Here is a 16,507-nt window from a genome sequence, read left to right on the forward strand (position 1 = left end):
TGGCATTGAAGGATTGCGCTCAGACGGAAATCTTCCCATAATTGGGAGATGAAATTTCTGCTGAGCCTTTTCTTCTTAGTACTACTAAGCGCCTCCAGTGTTTCTGCTGCAGGCCCCGTTTTTCAATTTCCGCAGGGCCGACTTGAGCTTATTACTTCTCACGCCTATTGGAATCCCGAACAGCAAAACTCTTTGGGTCTGCATTTCACCATGGCCGATCACTGGCATATCTACTGGAAAAACTCCGGCGATTCCGGGGCTGCACCCAAATGGACATGGACTTTAAAAAATGCCCGGATCACCGATGAACACTGGCCACTTCCAGAGCGAATTTCTGTTGAAGGCCTGACCAACCTTGGATATTCGCACGAAAGTCTTTTTATCTTTGACCTGCAAGCTGAGGATATTAAAAAACCCATCGAAGTTGTTTTGAATCTGGAATTTCTAATCTGCAAAGTGGAATGCATTCCGTACTTCACAGAACTGCGCCGGGAAATTCCTTTCTCGGCACAAACGGGTCCGCCTTCTGACATTTTCAGCAAGTTCACTTATCCGTCCAAAGCTCCCGATGATTTCCAATGGAACATCGAATCCCGGGCCGACCAAAAACTGATCACAAAGCTGCATCTTCCCAACTCTTTACCCATCAAGAATCTTGAAGTCTTTCCCGAAGACGGTGAAAGCTTTAAAAGCTCTGTTCCCGCTCTGGAACCCCAGGGCTCAAACTATCTTTTGACTTTGGATTTACAAGACACATCCCGCACAGATTTTTCCGGTTCCAAGTTCCTGCTTGTCACTGAAGACGGTTCAGGAAAAAAATCCGGTTACGAGATTTCACTGAATAAAGAATCCCCGCCCGCTCTGGCGATGATTTTGTTCTGGGCCCTGATCGGCGGCTTTATTCTGAACTTCATGCCTTGTGTATTCCCGGTGCTGTCCATCAAGGTCCTTAGCTTTCTGGGGCCGGACAAAAACACAAAAGACCTGCGAACTTCCGGCGTTGCTTACACAGTTGGCGTCATCGTCTCTTTTCTGGCATTGGGTGGAACGTTACTGGCGCTGCGTGCTGGTGGTGAACAGATCGGCTGGGGTTTCCAATTGCAATCTCCGATCATAGCTGCTGGTATTGCTGTTTTATTCTTCTGGCTGGGTCTGAATTTCTTAGGGACATTTGAAATCGGTCAATCATTGACTTATCTGGGTGCCGCAAAGACCTCTCATTCTCTATGGGGGTCGTTCCTGACCGGAGTCCTTGCAACTGTCGTGGCCACCCCCTGCACAGCGCCCTTTATGGGGGCGGCGTTGGGAGCCTCTTTGACTCTTCCCGCACACAACACCCTGATCGTTTTTGCGGGACTGGGTTTCGGTATGGCCCTGCCGTTTTTGTTACTTGCATATTTTCCTCAGGGACTGCGCTTACTGCCAAAACCCGGTGCGTGGATGCAAACCTTAAAGGAATTTCTGGCCTTTCCACTTTTTGCGACTGTTCTGTGGCTGATGTGGGTGCTGTCTTATCAGATCGATGCGGCAGCCTTGCTATTTGTTCTGGGATTGTTCCTTCTTTGTGGGTTCCTGATCTGGCTCTCTCACAAAATTAAAAACGAACGTTGCCGACAAGCCACTTTGCTTGTGGGTTTTATTCTTTCGTTTGCACTCTTGGCAGCTATGCCCCAAAAAACAGTTCAGCAGGCTTCAATCCAGCAGGATATGTGGAAAAGCTTCAGCAAAGAAGCCGTCACACAGGATTTGCAAAATGGAAAGGCCGTCTTTATCGATTTCACCGCTGCTTGGTGTATCACCTGTCAGGTGAATAAAAAGCTGGTTCTGCATACAGAAGACATTCAGAAGGCTTTTTCTGACAGGAGCGTGCAACTTTACAAAGCGGACTGGACTGACAAAAACCCTTTGATCACGCAAGCTCTGGCTGAATATGGCAGAAACTCTTTGCCGCTTTATGTGTACTACGCAGCTGGAACTGACAAAGCCCATCTGCTTCCCGAAGTTTTAACCAAAGGAATTGTTTTAGATTTACTTAACAAGGAGAAAGAACCATGAAACATATTGTTCTCGCATTGGCCCTCGGCCTTTCTGCCAACTTCGCCTTTGCTGATGCTAAAATCGGGAGTCCGGCGCCGGATTTTGCTGTCGCTGATGCTCAAGGTAAAACGCATAAGCTTTCAGATTTCAAAGGTAAATATGTTGTCCTTGAATGGTACAACAAGGACTGCCCCTATGTTCGTAAGCACTATGACAGCAAAAATATGCAAAAGATCCAGACCGAAATGACGGGCAAAGGAATTGTCTGGCTATCAGTCATCTCTTCCGCCCCGGGGAAACAGGGCTATCTGGCTGCGGTTGACGCCGCCAAGAACGGTGAAAAAGAAGGCACTAAAGCCACAGCAATCCTGATTGATGACAGCGGCAAGATGGGGAAAGCATACGGAGCCAAAACCACACCCCACATGTACCTGATCGATCCTCAGGGCGTGCTTCGCTACAATGGCGCCATCGATAGCAATGACTCTGCTGATCCTAAAACGATCGCCTCGGCAGAAAACTACATCATTCATGCCGTGGCCAGTGCGGAAAAAGGTGAAAAAATCGCCAAAGAAACCAGCAAGCCTTATGGCTGCAGTGTGAAGTATTAATTTGAGTGCCTAAACAAAGCCCCGTAGTCTATAAAAGCCTGCGGGGTTTTTGTGTTAAAGAAGCTTCTTTATATTCATTTATTTGTTGGTTTGATGATGGGTTGTGCAACCCTGCCACCGAACAACAATCGCAAAGAGTCCCACTCTCTTCCTCCTGATCCAGCAACCCGTCTTGGCTCTGCTATCGACAAACAACTCAAAGCTCATCCCGGGCAGTCCGCATTTTATCCCCTTAGTTCCGGTCTGGAGGCTTTTATCGCGCGCATGGCCTCTGTGGCAGTCGCTGACCATACCGTGGATTTGCAATACTATATCTGGGAAAACGATCTGACCGGACGCCTGATGTTTCACTCTGTCATCACCGCTGCGGACCGCGGGGTGCGAGTTCGTATTCTGCTGGATGATCTAAATCAGGCGCGCTACGAAAAAATGCTGGCAACTTTGGATTCCCATCCCAATATCGAAATTCGCATGGCAAATCCTTTTGCCAGTAGGTCTTGGAGAATCTTCGATATTGTGCGCTTTTCCACAGTCAATCGCCGCATGCACAACAAAGTCTTTATCGTCGATAATCAAGCAGGCATTGTTGGCGGACGTAATATCGCCAATGAATACTTTGATGCCAGCAATGAAATGAACTTTGGTGACTTTGACCTTTGGACATTTGGTCCTATCGTACAAAGTCTGTCGCAGGAATTTGACACCTACTGGAACAGCGAGATTTCCTATCCCATCACTGCGCTGAACAGCTTCCAGGCGACCCCGGATGATCTGGATCTTTTGCGCAAGGATTTTGCGGCCGCCGTTCAGGAAGCCGAAGACACCCGCTACGCCGAAGCCTTGCAGGATACTCCAATGGTGCGTCAGTTCACCAAAGAACCGTTGAAATTATTCTGGGGAAAGGCTGAAGTCATCATCGATCCTCCAGCCAAACTAAGCAAAATTGATGATATCAGGGAAGAGCATCTGCCTTATCAGCTTTATCCTTTGATTGAAGAAACAAAAAAAGAACTGCTGCTGGTTTCGCCTTATTTCATTCCCGGCAAAAAAGGTGTTAAATTCTTTGGCAGTTTGCACCAGCGCGGAGTACAGGCCATTGTGCAAACCAATTCTCTGGCTTCCAGTGATATCGCCACAGTGTTTTCCGGCTATAAGGGGTATCGCAAAGACCTGCTGAAAAATGGCGTCAGGCTGTTTGAGCTTAAGCCCAACCCAGCCAGCAAAAAAAGCAAAAAAAAGAAAACCATCGGCAGCTTTTCCAGTTCAGGCCTGCATGGCAAAGTCTTTGTTTTTGACCGACGGAAAGTTTTTGTTGGCTCGATGAACCTGGACCCGCGCTCTGTTATCCTGAACAGCGAAATGGGTGTGGTCGTGGAAAGCCCGGAATTCGCCAAAGCCGTGGCAAAACGCTTTTTGGAAGATCTTCCTGAAGACAGCTATGAAGTGATTCTGACAGAAAATAAAAAACTGGAATGGAAAACTCATGAAGGAGATCAGGAAAGAACCTATTTTACTGATCCCGAAACCACATGGTGGAAACGCTTCAAGGCCGCCGTCAGTGCCATCTTCATTCCCGAATCCTGGCTATAGTGATTAAAATAAAAAAACCCCGAGCTTCGACTCGGGGTTCAGAGATTCTGTCAGCAGATAGATTTTGGACAGACTAGAAATTTCCGGATCTTCTCATCAAACCATCTTTATTTTTGATGATGATCTCTTTACCGTTCAAATCAATCAGTCCTTCGTTTTTGAACTCTGTCAAATGACGGGACAAGGATTCGTTGATCGTGCTGGCAAGTTGAGCAAACTCATTTCTTGTCAGTTTCAGGTTTAGAGAAACCCCGGCTGGTGTTTGCACACCGAATCTGTCAGACAACAACACCAACTGGTATGCAATGCGCTCTTGCACTGATGCCAGATAATGCAACTGACTGGTCGTCTCGAACGACTCCAGATCATTCACAGCCTGATTCAGAAGCAACTTAATCAGAGGACTTGCTTGCGCCATCGCCACCTGAATAAGTTCGCGTGGATACAGCCAAAGTACTGTCGATTTCACAGCTTTGGCGTGACTCTGAGTCGGCGTTCCTTTCACAAGGGCTTTGTATCCAAAGTACTCCCCTGGGGAAACCAACTTTGTCACGTATTCGTTGGTTGTCGTGCGGCCGCGCGCATGCGAGCGGTTAACAACAACTTTAACACATCCTGACTGAACGTAGTAAAGACCCTTCACCGGTTCGCCTTCTTTGAAAATCATCTCTTCTTCCTTGAGATGAATAACTTCGTAGGGAACGTTTGAAGTACTTGGAATACTTAGGTTTTGACCACCCATAAAACCAAGGGAGTTTACTCCGCCGTTGAGTATTGTCTGAGATTCCATACTCTATTACCTCCGAGCTTTCTTCGTTGGGTTATTCGTTGAGGCCATCCTAAACTGGTATTATACAGCCTCCTAATTGAAATTTCGACATAACAACCTTGTAACGGCCTCTCCTCGACGGTCCTGACATGCTTTTGACTTGACTCACAGAGACACGTCCCCTACTTTCAGCCCAACTCAAAACTGGAATTTTTTCGTAATTTCAACCTCTTATTCGACAGATTACACGCCGTTAAAAGAGGTTCAATGGAGTCCGATACATGGTTAAAAGTATTCTTACGACCTTGTTAATCTTGTCATGCAGCACACTTTCTCACGCAAACACTCTTAAAGTCGGTCTGGTTCTCGATAAAGGCGGTAAAGACGACAAGTCTTTCAACTCTGCCGCTTATCTTGGGGCGAAGAAGGCTGAACAAGATTTGAAGATCGATCTGAAATACGTCGAAGCCACCGACACAAATGCCATTGAAAATCTGCACCGCGCTTTTGCCAGAAAAAATTTCGACTTGGTGATTGGCATTGGCTTCGCTCAGCAGGACGCCGTTAAGAAAGTGGCAGCTCAGTTTCCAAAAGTGAAATTTGCTGTCGTCGATAGTGATGTCAAAGCACCGAATGTTCGTTCTTTGCTTTTTGAAGAACATGAAGGATCTTTCCTGGTTGGCGCGTTGGCGGCGATGGCCTCCAAAACAAACTCGGTTGGTTTCGTGGGTGGCATGGATATTCCTTTGATCCGCAGATTCTCGATGGGTTATGCCGCCGGGGCAAAATACGTAAATCCAAAAATCAACTTCACTGAAAACTATGTCGGTGTCACAGGCGAAGCCTGGAACAATCCAGCCAAGGCAAAGGAACTGGCACTGGCCCAGATCGCCAAAGGCAGCGATGTGATCTTCGTGGCAGCGGGAGCTTCCAACTCCGGCGTCTTTGATGCTGTTGAGGAAAAAAAGAAATTCGCCATCGGTGTTGATTCCAATCAAAACTGGATCAAGCCCGGTGTGATTCTGACAAGCATGATGAAGGCCGTCGACATTGCGGTTTATGACACGATCAAAGAAACCCAGGCTGGCAAATTCACTTCCGGCACAGTGCTTTACGGTCTTAAAAATGATGGCGTGAACTACACACTGGATAAATACAACGAAAAGCTGATCACTCCCGACATGAAGAAAAAGGTCGAAGAGATCAAAAAGAAAATCATTGCTGGCCAGATCCAGGTTCCTGACTACTACAAGAAAAAGTAAACCTCATGACGGCGGCTGTGCAATTTAAGGGAATCAGTAAGTACTTTGGCGAGGTCCGCGCCAACTCTGACATTTCCTTTTCCGTGGCCAAAGGTTCCATTCACGCCATTGTCGGAGAAAACGGCGCTGGCAAATCCACGGCCATGAAAATTCTGTTTGGAATGTACCGCCCGAATTCCGGAGAAATCCTGATTCACGGCCAGTCCGTGGACTTTGCTTCCCCAATTGATGCGATGGCGGCCAAGGTCGGTATGGTCCACCAGCACTTCATGCTCGCCGAACCCTATACGGCTTTGGACAATATCCTTTTGCAACAAAAGGGTTCTGCGTTTGCTCTTCTTCCTCGCAAGGAACAAGCTCAGCGCATCAACGACATTGCCACCCGCTATGGCTTCCATGTGGATCTTAATGCCAAAGTCGAGAACCTTTCCGTCGGTGAACAGCAGCGCATTGAAATTCTTAAAATTCTTTCTCAGGATTCTGACATTCTGATTTTGGACGAACCCACAGCCGTGCTGACACCGCAGGAAGTTCAGGATCTTTTTTCCAACCTTCGCAAACTAAAAGCAGAAGGAAAAACCATTCTGATTATCACCCACAAGCTGAAAGAAGTGATGGCCCTGTCCGACGCTGTCACCGTCTTCCGTTCCGGCCGCATGGTGGAATCAAAAAAGACCACTGACACCTCTGTCGAGGATCTGGCTGCCTTAATGGTGGGTCGCGGCCTGCAGATACCGGAAGAGCGCCTGTCCAGCATTGATATCTCCAAAACTTTACTGAACATCGAAAATCTGTCTGCGGATCTCGGCACGCATAAACTGCGCAATATCAATTTAAAAATTCACGCCCGCGAAGTCGTCGGCGTTGCTGGCGTGGAAGGCAATGGACAGGATGTTCTGATTCGCTGTCTGCTTGACTCCAAATCGCTGAACAAAGGCTCATTGAGCGGCAGCATTCAGTGTCATGGTTCTTTGCAGGCCTTCCCGGAAGACCGTCTGCGCTTTGGTGTTTTGCCATCGCGCCCGGTTTATGAAAACTTCCTGCTGGGACAGGAACATAGATTCACAAAAGGTCTTTTCCTGAAAACACGCGAGCTGATCGCACGAACTCAGGAAATTATGAAAGCCTATGACATCCGTCCTCACAATGAGCGCATGGCCTTCGGAAAGCTTTCCGGGGGCAATCAGCAAAAATTGGTCGTAGCCCGCGCTCTGACCCAAAAGCCGGATGTCATTCTGGCGGCACAGCCCACTCGCGGCGTTGATATCGGCGCTATCGAATTTATTCACAACGAAATTCGCAAAAGTCGCGACGACGGCGCCGGGGTCCTACTGATTTCCTCGGAATTGGATGAATTGATGGCTTTATCAGACCGTATCGTGGTTCTTTACAAGGGCCAAATCGTAGCCGAATTCACACGCTCAGAATTCAACGAAACTTCCTTAGGTAAAGCCATGGGAGGTGGACATTGAAACGCATCTTCGGCTTCCTGCTGGGACTGACTCTGGCCCTGCTTTTAACTTTATTCGCGGGTGAAAACCCCTGGAACGTCTTTACGATTCTGGTCCGCAGTGCCTTTGGTTCCATGTATGACCTGGGTCTGACCCTTTCCTATACGACTCCGCTTATCTTCTGTGGTCTTTCCGTTGCCATTGGTTTCCATGCCGGACTCTTTAATATCGGCGCCGAAGGTCAAATGACGATGGCCGTGGTCACCGCCGCTGCCGTGGGGGTTTTGCTTCCCGATGTACCATTCCCTCTGGCCCCGGTGCTGGCTGTCTTGGCTGCCTTGATTGCAGGTGGTCTTTGGGGGTGGATTGCCGGATGGCTGCGGGCCGTGCGCGGCAGTCACGAAGTTATCATCACCATTATGATGAATTTCATCGCCGCAGGGCTGGCGGGCTGGTTTGCCCTAAAGATCATTCCAAATCCTGACTCACAAAACCCGGAAACAGCTTTGGTATCCCCGAACTATATGTTTAAGGACTACGATCTTGTTGCCCGTCTGTTTCCGGATACTCCGGCCAATGCCTCTTTGGTCTTTGCTATTGTGATTGCGGTTTTGATGTGGATATTTCTCTGGAAAACCGCTTGGGGCTTCAAGTTGCGGGCGGTGGGCTCCAATCCTGAAGCGGCTCATCGCGCTGGAATCTCGGAAAAGAAAGTGCAGATCGCTGCTATGACTCTGGCCGGAGCTCTGGCTGGATTTGTGGCTTTGTCAGAAGTTGTCGGCAGTGCTGGCCAGTATCGTATTGGGTTTTCCCCGGATTATGGCTTTATCGGCATCGCCGTCGCTTTGATGGCCAGCAACAATCCGCTGGGTATTATCGTTTCGGCCTTCCTGATGGGAGCCCTTCACAAAGGCGCTTCGGATCTGGATCTTGAAACCAGCACGATCACGCGTGATTTTTCCCGTATTATTCAGGCCTTGGTCATTCTGGGCGTTGTTGCTCAAGGGTACTGGGAATGGTTTAAGCAAAAAAGGAGGAAGGGTTAAATGGAAACACTGACCTGGATTCTCGCGCTGACCCTGGCAACCCTGCGCTTGGCGATCTTGAAACCAGCACGATCACGCGTGATTTTTCCCGTATTATTCAGGCCTTGGTCATTTTGGGCGTTGTCGCTCAAGGATACTGGGAATGGTTTAAGCAAAAAAGAAGGAAGGGTTAAATGGAAACACTGACCTGGATTCTCGCGCTGACCCTGGCAACCCTGCGCTTGGCGACGCCGCTGATTTTTGCATCCATGGGTGGCTTGATAAGTGAACGCTCTGGCATTGTGAATGTGGCCCTGGAAGGCTTTATGCTAATGGGTGCTTTTGCCGGAGCGGTTGTAGGTTACAGTTTTGCTTCCGCATGGGCTGGATGGGGGGCTGCTTTAATCGCAGGTTTTGCGATTGGGGCTCTGTACGCATTCTTTGTTATTGAACTTAAGGCTGATCAGATTATCACCGGCATGGCGTTTAACCTTCTGGTGATGGGGTTGATTCCCTTCATCACAAAAATTCTATACAGCTCCACTGGATCAACACCGGCCTTGCTGGTTGAAGACCGTTTTACTTTTGAGCCTTTGCTGCTGGCAGTTGCTTTAGTGGCGGCCATCAGTTTCTGGATGTATCGCACACGTTCCGGTTTGTGGGTTCTTTTTGCCGGGGAACATCCCGAAGCCCTGACAGCCAGCGGAGTCAGCGTTCGCAAAGTGCGCTGGGCGGCGGTTACCTTAAGTGGTGGTCTGGCGGCCTTTGGTGGAGCAAGCTTATCGCTGTTTCTTGCCTCGTCTTATTCACCGATGATGACTGGCGGACGCGGCTTTATGGCGCTGGCCGCCCTGATCTTTGGAAAATGGAAGCCCGTCCCTGCGTTGGCGGCATGTATTCTGTTTGCCTTTGCTGATGCCGTGCAAATCCGTCTGCAAGGTGTGCAAGTCGGGGGCATCGAAATCCCGGTTCAATTTGTTCAAATTTTACCTTACATCGTGACTATCATTGCGCTTGCGGGCTTCATCGGCAAAAGCCGTGCTCCAAAAGCTTTGGGTCACCAATAAGAAGAGGTCACTATGAAAAACGTATTGTTGGCATTGATTCTTTTATCTTCCACCCAAGTCTGGGCCTGGGGCGGTCGCGGACACGACACTATCTGCCGTGTAGCCACTTTTCTGGTGAAAGAGCCCGGCTTGAAAGAATACCTGCAACACAAACCCCAGATGATGGGTCATCTGTGCAATATGCCGGACTTCTATTGGAAGAGCCTGGGCGGTGATGCTGCGAAACTTGGCAACCCAACTCACTTCATCGATATCGAAGTTATCGGTTTGGACGTAAAAGACATCACTGTGGACTACAAACAGTTGATGACGGATTTCACCGGCAAACCGAATAAATTCAAAAATGACGGCACAACGATCAAATCCATTCCTCAGGAATTTGGTTCATCCTGGTGGAGAGCCGACCAGTTCATGCGTCATATCGCAAGTCTGAAGGATGACTTCGCCGCAGCGAAAGCTCCGACAAATTTCAAAGAGGAACAAGACAACGAACTTCCCTACAACAAACTTGCTTACGACATGGTGGTTTCCATGGGTTTGATGGGCCACTTCGTCGGTGATAACTGCCAACCTTTCCACACCACAGCTGACTATGACGGCTATGCCGCAGGCCACGGTGGCATTCACGCTTACTTTGAGGACCAGGTCGTCGGGCAATTCGACGGTGATTTGGACTATCTGGTGCTGAAGTCTGCTCGCGCGATGAAAAACCCTTCTTTCATGAAACCAAAAACTGCAATCGAAAGAATGAAAGTGTTGAGCGTTATTTCCAACACAGAAATTCCAAAGTTGCTAAAGCTTGATCCCGTGACTAAAAAGTCCACGCTGATCAAAGAAAAGGGTATGGAATTAAAAACAGCCGCAGAGAGAAAGCCAGCGACAGAAGCTTTCAAAAAAATGAAACCAATGATCGTGACCGAAATGGCTCGCGGGGCCGTTCTTCTGGCTGCCTTGTGGGATGAAGCCTATGTTTCTGCCGGAAAACCAAAAATCGGCGCCTACAAATCCTATAAGTATCCATTCACTGTGGACTTTGTAGCTCCTGACTATATTGAAGTTCCCAAGACTGAAAAGGCCGAAGCAAAGTAGCTTTGCAACCCCTGACGGTGGGCCATCCGCCCTCCGTCAGCCCGTCCGTCTTCCAAGAATTCTTCCCACATTTAAGATCTTTCCACGAATTTAAGGCATCAGATCAAATATATTCGATTTGATTGCGGCACATCCCCTGCTTTTGAACCCTCGCATCTGAGGAGTTCAAATGAACCATACGAAAATCACCTTAATTAAATGTGCCCTTCTGGGCATTCTGGGTTTCCATCTGATTGTGCATGTGCTTTATCTGGCACCATCAAATCCCGCAACCTCTCAATACTCTTTCTTCACCAACAAATACATGAGTTCTTTCTTTACACAGAACTGGCATCTGTTCGCGCCGGAACCGGCGACATCCAGTCTGCAACTTTCTTATCGCTGCAATCCCAGTGAGGTCTGGCAGCATCCTTTACAACAGCTTTTCTCGGCCCATAAAAGATTTCCTTTCACCGCCAAAGGCAAGCAGACTTACGTTCTTCAAAATCTGGCGCGCGAAATCTTCAACGCCAAACTAAAAGAAACTGCCGACGCAGAAATTCGCGAAATGCCGGTTCTGCAAAGATATTTACAAGACCGCTGTGGCAAATATGCAAAGGCCGAAGTTGAAATTCAACGCACCTTTACCACCGACTACTCCAAACGCTTTCAGGAAAGTCAGGGAAAATCCCAAACCTATCGTTTTAGTTTGCAAAGTGAGGCCGTGGCATGGAACTAATTCAGATTCTTTTAAACTATTTCAAAACACTTCATACTGAAGTGAAATCCCTGCAAGCCATGCGATGGGCCCGTCGCATGGTATATATCTGGGTACTGGTGAACTATACCATTCTGGCAACCCAGGCGAGCTTCTTTTATTCGCAGGATGCCTATATCTCAAAAACAGATTTCGTCACGCTAAGCCCATTTGAAAAGATCTTTAATCTTTTAAGCTGGTCGCCGATGCAGGAAGCCTATCCGTTCTTTCTAATAGCCATTATGGGTTTTGCCATTTTGGGTATTCTGGAAAGGGCTCCCCGCTTTACAGCTGCTGTTGTGTATCTTCTAATGATCAATCTGGACAATCGCGCTAATGTGATTATGGATGGTGGCAACAACCTGATGCACCTGATTGCATTCTATTTGATCCTGGTCAGCCCAAGCAAAAAGCAATCGCCTACTTCCATCACGGTGACCAACCTTGCGGTCCTGATGATTAAAATTCAGGTCACGTTCGTTTATGCAACGGCCGGCCTTTTAAAAGTCATGGGTCCTCTTTGGAACAAGGGTGTTGCTCTTTACTACACCATGGGCGTCACTGAATATGGAAATCCCGAAATGTTTCATCTGCTTGCCAAGTTTCCGTTGCTTTTGGCGGCGCTAAGCCTGGGAACTGTTCTATTTCAAATCTCACTTCCATACCTGATCTGGATGCGCGCATGGCGCCCTTATATCATTCTATTGGGAACAGGCTTGCATCTGTCGATCTCTTTGGTGATGGGCCTTTTCATGTTCGGCCTTGCCATGTGTGTAAGCTACACATTCTTTAAAGAGGACGAAGAAATCAGCCTGCCAATGCAGGTTTGGTATAAGCTGCGCAGGTCCGTTGTCACAGGCGGTGCCACATGACTTTAAGACGTTTCTTGGACCATGCGTTCACCGTGGTGATTTTTTCCTGGGTGATTCTGCAATTCGCCTCTTGTGAAATCAAAGTGCCGGTCACCAATGAGGTGAACTTGCCACAAAAAATTGAATCCACCTGGAAGAATCTTAAGAAGCAGAATCTGATCTCTGGTTCGATTCTTATTCAAAAAGGTGACAAGATTCTTTTTCAGGATGGCCCTCAGGACAAGATCTATGCAATTTCCAGTATGTCAAAAGCCTTCGTAGGGCAGCGCTATCTGGCCCTGCAACAGCAAGGTCTGGATCTGCAAACCCCAGCCTGTCATTGGCTAAAAAACTTTTGCACTGGCAAGATGGAAAAAATCACATTGCAAATGCTGCTGAACCATAAATCCGGTTTTGGCCGTGACCTCAGCTTCTGGCATTTTTTAAAAAGATCTTTTAATTCCCAGTGGAGTATTCAAGACATCGACAGCTTGCCGCTGAAAGAAAGTCATTTGGACAATCCACCAGGTGAAAGGTTTCAGTATTCTAACTTTGGCTATCTGGTTCTGTCCCGCTTGCTGGAGCTGATTGAAAAGAAATCTTTTGCAAACATTATCACGGCCACCACCGCCAACGCTGGCCTGCAATACACAGCCGCAATTCAAGCAAACGACATTCTGCCGGTGTCGTTGTTGCTACCGTGGGGAAATTTACAAGGTCAGCTGCATCTAAAGACTATTTTATTCAGATCAGCAGGAGCCGGAGGCATCAAATCTTCTGCCAAGGACATGGCAAAGTGGCTGCACTCTTTGGATATGGCTGACTTCCAAAAAATATTTCCCACTCCGAAAGATCATTACGCCCACGGGTGGGTGCAGTCGCAGAATCAGACATTTAAGAGCTTTTGGCACAATGGGGCCTCTTTAGGGGCGTACTCCCTGATGGCTGTTGTTCCAAGTTCTGACCTGCGCATTGTGATTCTGACCGACAATTTTAAACCAACCAAACAATGGGCCGACAAGGCCGAACAATTTGAACAGTACTTTTACTAACAAAAGGAGAAAGACATGAAAATCAAAACAATCCTCGCTGGCCTTGCCGTCAGTTTAACCGTCCAGGCGGCCTCTGCCACTTCACACTACTATCTGAATCCAGGTAAGGTTGCAGATATGCTAAATCAGCTTCGTCAGGAACTGGGTGAAGAACGCATGCAACGTGCTTTGGGTGAACCTGTGCTGAAGTCATTAACGGAATACTCCCGTTTGGACAATCACCAGATCTACGCCAATGCTTATGTTGCAGCTGCGGCAGCTGGTGCCGCCGTTGCCGCTGTCGAATATGCTTGGGACCGCTACGTGGGTAATGGTCCTAAAAATGATCGTCTGGTGCCCGAAGACTATTTCGACATCAACGGTAATCCGGCCCCGAGAACTCTGATACCTCTGGCAGTTTCTTTGGACCACTATCAGTATCCGGTGTTTGGCGGCACACCGAAACCCTTTGGCTCTAACGCGACTGATCCTGTGGCTTTAACACCGGCAGTTGCCGCAGCGACTGTCGGCGCTCTGGCGTACAAGGCATCTGAATATAGTATGAAGAAAGTTTTCGGGGAATATGCAGATCCGGAAAAATTCGACGAACAATCCTTTGATCTTCACCATCAATAGACTTCACTTAGCCCCTCTGTCCAGCGGAGGGGCGTTCCTTTGCTGTCTCAGTTTGAGATTCCACTATCGCCTGTATGCCGCTGTTAGGCCTCTGTCATATATCTAGACAACCCTTTGCCCCCTAATTTCTTTCCGACCGGGCACATTGCTCGCATTCTTTCCAATTGGAAGAAAATTCCCAAAGGAGAGAGAGTTATGAAAAAGAAGATTGTACTGGCTATGGCCGTTATCATGGTTTTAGGTTCCGTCAAAGCAATGGCAGAAGAAATTTCCATGGAAGACATTGAACACGGTCTTGCGAAAATCGAAGCGACCCAGGAAATGAATGAACGCTTGGACGAAGAAGAGTTCTTCAATGAAAACCAACACACAAAGATCGACGCCGCCGAAGCTGACTGGAGAGAAAGACAACTTGAGGAGGCAATCGGAGCTAAAATCAAGAAAATGGAAGAAATGAAAGACTCCAGCCAACCTAGTTTAAATCGCAGCATTATTGCAACTATCGCGGATGCAAAAAAACAGCTGAAAGAGAATAAATTCAATGCCGAGGGATTACAGCAACTTTCAACAAAGCTAGATAATGCATGGCAGACTCTGAACGAAATGGATCAGAAAAATCAGATCCGCGGTGTGCGCGTTCACTCAGAACTAAGATACTAATTTTTAGCAAAGAGATTCACAATGAGCATGAGACATTTTCTTAAAATGCTGGTTCTCACGCCGACCATCTTTATGGTCGGCGCCTGCTCATTTAAAAAGAATCCGGATAAAAAAGAAAAACAGATCATCACCGTACAGGAAACACAGAAAACGCCTTCGCAATTTTGTGCAGATATTCAGTCAGAATCCAAGTTTGATGATTCTCAGCTGCTCCCACTAAGCACAAGCACCAACGAGGCCGACCTTTGCAAGGCCATCAAACAATTTATTTCCAAGGCAGATGCAAAAACCCTGATTCCTAATGATATTAAGGTGTTTAATAATATCCTTAGTTCTGCCGTTGCGGTTGCAGGCTCCAAAGATGCAGCATCACGTTCCACCATATTCAAGTCATTCAGTTCCTGGGCAACCGGGTTTGCTGCCAGCCAAAGCAATGCAGACCTTCAAACTTTAATTAAATTCAATAACGGCAGCTCTAATCATCTGAATAATATTCAAATCATTACCGACACCCTACTGACCAAAAAAATCTATCTCTTTATTGACACAGATCATTTGTCCCAGCAGGACTTCCAATCCTATTTCGATGCTGTCGGCAGCAAGGTTGATCTTATAAATCTATGTACTGAATCTGCCGTACAAATGACTTTGAAATCCAAACGTCTTAGTGCACATACTTCTTCCATTATCGAAACATGCCGATCCAATGTCTCAGCATCTGATCTTATATCCTCTCGTGTTTCTTTGATGGCTCCTGTTTCAGAGGCCGAATTGCTCTTCTTAACTGCAGCCATTGAAGGAAATCTGGTTAACTTGACGACTGAATCGACTTTTTCAAAAATTGCCGCCTCCATTACGCGGGCAGTAAAAATCAATGATTTAAATCTATTAAAAATGGCGGTCTTGGTATTTGCCAATACCAATAAAATCCTGCAAAGCCTCGCCATGTCCAAAGAAGTTGGCTACGATCTGGAAGGGTTCATTAAGAACAACTCTCGCGGTCTGTTCCCTATCATTCAGAAACTGTGGAACGCAGAAGAAGTTCTATCCTCGTTACAGAATCGCCAAAGCTCGATTCTTTTCAAGGCTTTCTCTGAGCAGGACATTATCCCTGACAAATCTCAAAGTGAGCAGATTCTAAAGCAACTTATTAACGAAAGAAAGTTGGGAGAAAGAAGCATTGACACCGTATCTCTCGAATCTTTCTTCAAACTTCTGAAAAGCAATACCTATACAGGCTTCTTCCAGTTAAAAAATGTGCTGTCTTTGGCTGATGAGGAACTAAACCTTATTGCCGGCAACGGCAAATCATCTCTGGAAATCGCCAGCATTCTTGGCGTCGGATTAAACAGCTATAGCAAAATCTATCTAAAAGCTTCCAAAGGCGGGATGTTACAGTTTTCCCAAACGCAGAAGGAAAACTTCTATATGTCGGGGGCTCTGTTCCAGCAGGTATTCCTGTCAGCCACAGATGAAATCTCTGATAAGACCCTCGGCATCGCCTTTGAAGACGATCAGGGAGAAACATATTATCTTCCAGCCAAGGATGTCCTGACTCTGACGCTGACTGACCTTTCAAGTAAGATCCAATGCCGTGCAGATAATAATTTGAACGCCTGTAAGGCCGCCGATGAAAATGTCGTTAAAAGTCTTTTGAATGTGGCAGACTATCTAAAGCGCCACAAATAGATA

16 protein-coding genes are annotated in these 16,507 nt (G+C 47.3%); 15 read left to right on the top strand and 1 reads right to left on the bottom strand.

Annotated elements, in window-relative coordinates; all coding sequences use genetic code 11:
- Positions 1-48 precede the first annotated feature (48 nt).
- From EZJ49_RS03535 to EZJ49_RS03545, 3 genes are read left to right on the top strand one after another with little or no spacing between them, the layout of a single operon-like run.
- Positions 49-2,055 carry a protein-disulfide reductase DsbD family protein gene (locus EZJ49_RS03535; RefSeq protein ID WP_262554392.1) on the top strand — a complete coding sequence of 669 codons (2,007 nt, stop codon included), beginning with the start codon at positions 49-51 and terminating at the stop codon, positions 2,053-2,055.
- Positions 2,052-2,648, top strand: coding sequence for a redoxin domain-containing protein (locus tag EZJ49_RS03540; RefSeq protein WP_262554394.1), 597 nt, complete (start codon positions 2,052-2,054; stop codon positions 2,646-2,648). The genes EZJ49_RS03535 and EZJ49_RS03540 overlap by 4 nt, the downstream gene beginning before the upstream one ends.
- 51 nt (positions 2,649-2,699) lie before the next feature.
- Positions 2,700-4,238 (top strand): phospholipase D family protein, encoded by a 1,539-nt coding sequence (locus EZJ49_RS03545; RefSeq protein WP_262554396.1) that lies wholly within the window; start codon positions 2,700-2,702, stop codon positions 4,236-4,238.
- Positions 4,239-4,311: 73 nt separating this feature from the next.
- Here the strand turns inward: EZJ49_RS03545 and EZJ49_RS03550 are convergent, their stop codons facing one another.
- Positions 4,312-5,028 (bottom strand): Crp/Fnr family transcriptional regulator, encoded by a 717-nt coding sequence (locus tag EZJ49_RS03550; RefSeq protein ID WP_262554398.1) that lies wholly within the window; start codon positions 5,026-5,028, stop codon positions 4,312-4,314.
- A 260-nt stretch (positions 5,029-5,288) separates the two neighbouring features.
- Here EZJ49_RS03550 and EZJ49_RS03555 point away from each other — a divergent pair, with 260 nt between their 5' ends.
- The 12 genes from EZJ49_RS03555 to EZJ49_RS03610 all read left to right on the top strand — a co-directional run bounded on the left by EZJ49_RS03555 (position 5,289) and on the right by EZJ49_RS03610 (position 16,504).
- Positions 5,289-6,269 (top strand): BMP family protein, encoded by a 981-nt coding sequence (locus EZJ49_RS03555; protein ID WP_262554399.1) that lies wholly within the window; start codon positions 5,289-5,291, stop codon positions 6,267-6,269.
- A gap of 5 nt (positions 6,270-6,274) precedes the next feature.
- Positions 6,275-7,741: an ABC transporter ATP-binding protein gene (locus tag EZJ49_RS03560; protein ID WP_262554401.1), complete on the top strand. Its 1,467-nt coding sequence runs from the start codon at positions 6,275-6,277 to the stop codon at positions 7,739-7,741.
- A complete protein-coding gene (locus EZJ49_RS03565) occupies positions 7,738-8,766 on the top strand; it encodes an ABC transporter permease (RefSeq protein WP_262554402.1) in 1,029 nt (342 codons plus the stop codon). The genes EZJ49_RS03560 and EZJ49_RS03565 overlap by 4 nt, the downstream gene beginning before the upstream one ends.
- Positions 8,767-8,952, top strand: a complete 186-nt coding sequence (locus tag EZJ49_RS03570; RefSeq protein WP_262554403.1) for a hypothetical protein — start codon at positions 8,767-8,769, stop codon at positions 8,950-8,952. It abuts the gene before it with no gap.
- On the top strand, positions 8,940-9,812 hold the full coding sequence (locus EZJ49_RS03575; RefSeq protein WP_262554405.1) for an ABC transporter permease: 873 nt from the start codon (positions 8,940-8,942) through the stop codon (positions 9,810-9,812). The genes EZJ49_RS03570 and EZJ49_RS03575 overlap by 13 nt, the downstream gene beginning before the upstream one ends.
- Positions 9,813-9,824: 12 nt before the next feature.
- Positions 9,825-10,901: a hypothetical protein gene (locus EZJ49_RS03580; RefSeq protein ID WP_262554406.1), complete on the top strand. Its 1,077-nt coding sequence runs from the start codon at positions 9,825-9,827 to the stop codon at positions 10,899-10,901.
- A gap of 169 nt (positions 10,902-11,070) precedes the next feature.
- Complete coding sequence (locus EZJ49_RS03585; protein ID WP_262554408.1) at positions 11,071-11,619, top strand: DUF5819 family protein; 549 nt, start codon at positions 11,071-11,073, stop codon at positions 11,617-11,619.
- Positions 11,610-12,509, top strand: a complete 900-nt coding sequence (locus EZJ49_RS03590) for an HTTM domain-containing protein (protein ID WP_262554410.1) — start codon at positions 11,610-11,612, stop codon at positions 12,507-12,509. Before EZJ49_RS03585 ends, EZJ49_RS03590 begins: the two co-directional genes overlap by 10 nt.
- Positions 12,506-13,540, top strand: a complete 1,035-nt coding sequence (locus tag EZJ49_RS03595) for a serine hydrolase domain-containing protein (protein ID WP_262554411.1) — start codon at positions 12,506-12,508, stop codon at positions 13,538-13,540. The genes EZJ49_RS03590 and EZJ49_RS03595 overlap by 4 nt, the downstream gene beginning before the upstream one ends.
- A 15-nt stretch (positions 13,541-13,555) precedes the next feature.
- Positions 13,556-14,155: a hypothetical protein gene (locus tag EZJ49_RS03600; protein ID WP_262554413.1), complete on the top strand. Its 600-nt coding sequence runs from the start codon at positions 13,556-13,558 to the stop codon at positions 14,153-14,155.
- A gap of 195 nt (positions 14,156-14,350) precedes the next feature.
- Entirely contained in the window at positions 14,351-14,815 is a 465-nt protein-coding gene (locus EZJ49_RS03605; RefSeq protein ID WP_262554415.1) for a hypothetical protein, read from the top strand.
- A 21-nt stretch (positions 14,816-14,836) separates the two neighbouring features.
- On the top strand, positions 14,837-16,504 hold the full coding sequence (locus tag EZJ49_RS03610) for a hypothetical protein (RefSeq protein WP_262554417.1): 1,668 nt from the start codon (positions 14,837-14,839) through the stop codon (positions 16,502-16,504).
- The last annotated feature ends 3 nt before the right edge of the window (positions 16,505-16,507 follow it).

The sequence above is a fragment of the Bdellovibrio bacteriovorus genome, from assembly GCF_025558485.1.
GTDB lineage: Bacteria > Bdellovibrionota > Bdellovibrionia > Bdellovibrionales > Bdellovibrionaceae > Bdellovibrio > Bdellovibrio bacteriovorus_G.

Excerpts from the sequence above, each read along its gene's own strand:
- EZJ49_RS03535 (WP_262554392.1), top strand. The coding sequence starts at position 49 with ATGAAATTTCTGCTGAGCCTTTTCTTCTTAGTACTACTAAGCGCCTCC.
- EZJ49_RS03540 (WP_262554394.1), top strand. The coding sequence starts at position 2,052 with ATGAAACATATTGTTCTCGCATTGGCCCTCGGCCTTTCTGCCAACTTC.
- EZJ49_RS03550 (WP_262554398.1), bottom strand. The coding sequence starts at position 5,028 with ATGGAATCTCAGACAATACTCAACGGCGGAGTAAACTCCCTTGGTTTT.
- EZJ49_RS03555 (WP_262554399.1), top strand. The coding sequence starts at position 5,289 with ATGGTTAAAAGTATTCTTACGACCTTGTTAATCTTGTCATGCAGCACA.
- EZJ49_RS03560 (WP_262554401.1), top strand. The coding sequence starts at position 6,275 with ATGACGGCGGCTGTGCAATTTAAGGGAATCAGTAAGTACTTTGGCGAG.
- EZJ49_RS03570 (WP_262554403.1), top strand. The coding sequence starts at position 8,767 with ATGGAAACACTGACCTGGATTCTCGCGCTGACCCTGGCAACCCTGCGC.
- EZJ49_RS03575 (WP_262554405.1), top strand. The coding sequence starts at position 8,940 with ATGGAAACACTGACCTGGATTCTCGCGCTGACCCTGGCAACCCTGCGC.
- EZJ49_RS03580 (WP_262554406.1), top strand. The coding sequence starts at position 9,825 with ATGAAAAACGTATTGTTGGCATTGATTCTTTTATCTTCCACCCAAGTC.
- EZJ49_RS03585 (WP_262554408.1), top strand. The coding sequence starts at position 11,071 with ATGAACCATACGAAAATCACCTTAATTAAATGTGCCCTTCTGGGCATT.
- EZJ49_RS03590 (WP_262554410.1), top strand. The coding sequence starts at position 11,610 with ATGGAACTAATTCAGATTCTTTTAAACTATTTCAAAACACTTCATACT.
- EZJ49_RS03595 (WP_262554411.1), top strand. The coding sequence starts at position 12,506 with ATGACTTTAAGACGTTTCTTGGACCATGCGTTCACCGTGGTGATTTTT.
- EZJ49_RS03600 (WP_262554413.1), top strand. The coding sequence starts at position 13,556 with ATGAAAATCAAAACAATCCTCGCTGGCCTTGCCGTCAGTTTAACCGTC.
- EZJ49_RS03605 (WP_262554415.1), top strand. The coding sequence starts at position 14,351 with ATGAAAAAGAAGATTGTACTGGCTATGGCCGTTATCATGGTTTTAGGT.
- EZJ49_RS03610 (WP_262554417.1), top strand. The coding sequence starts at position 14,837 with ATGAGCATGAGACATTTTCTTAAAATGCTGGTTCTCACGCCGACCATC.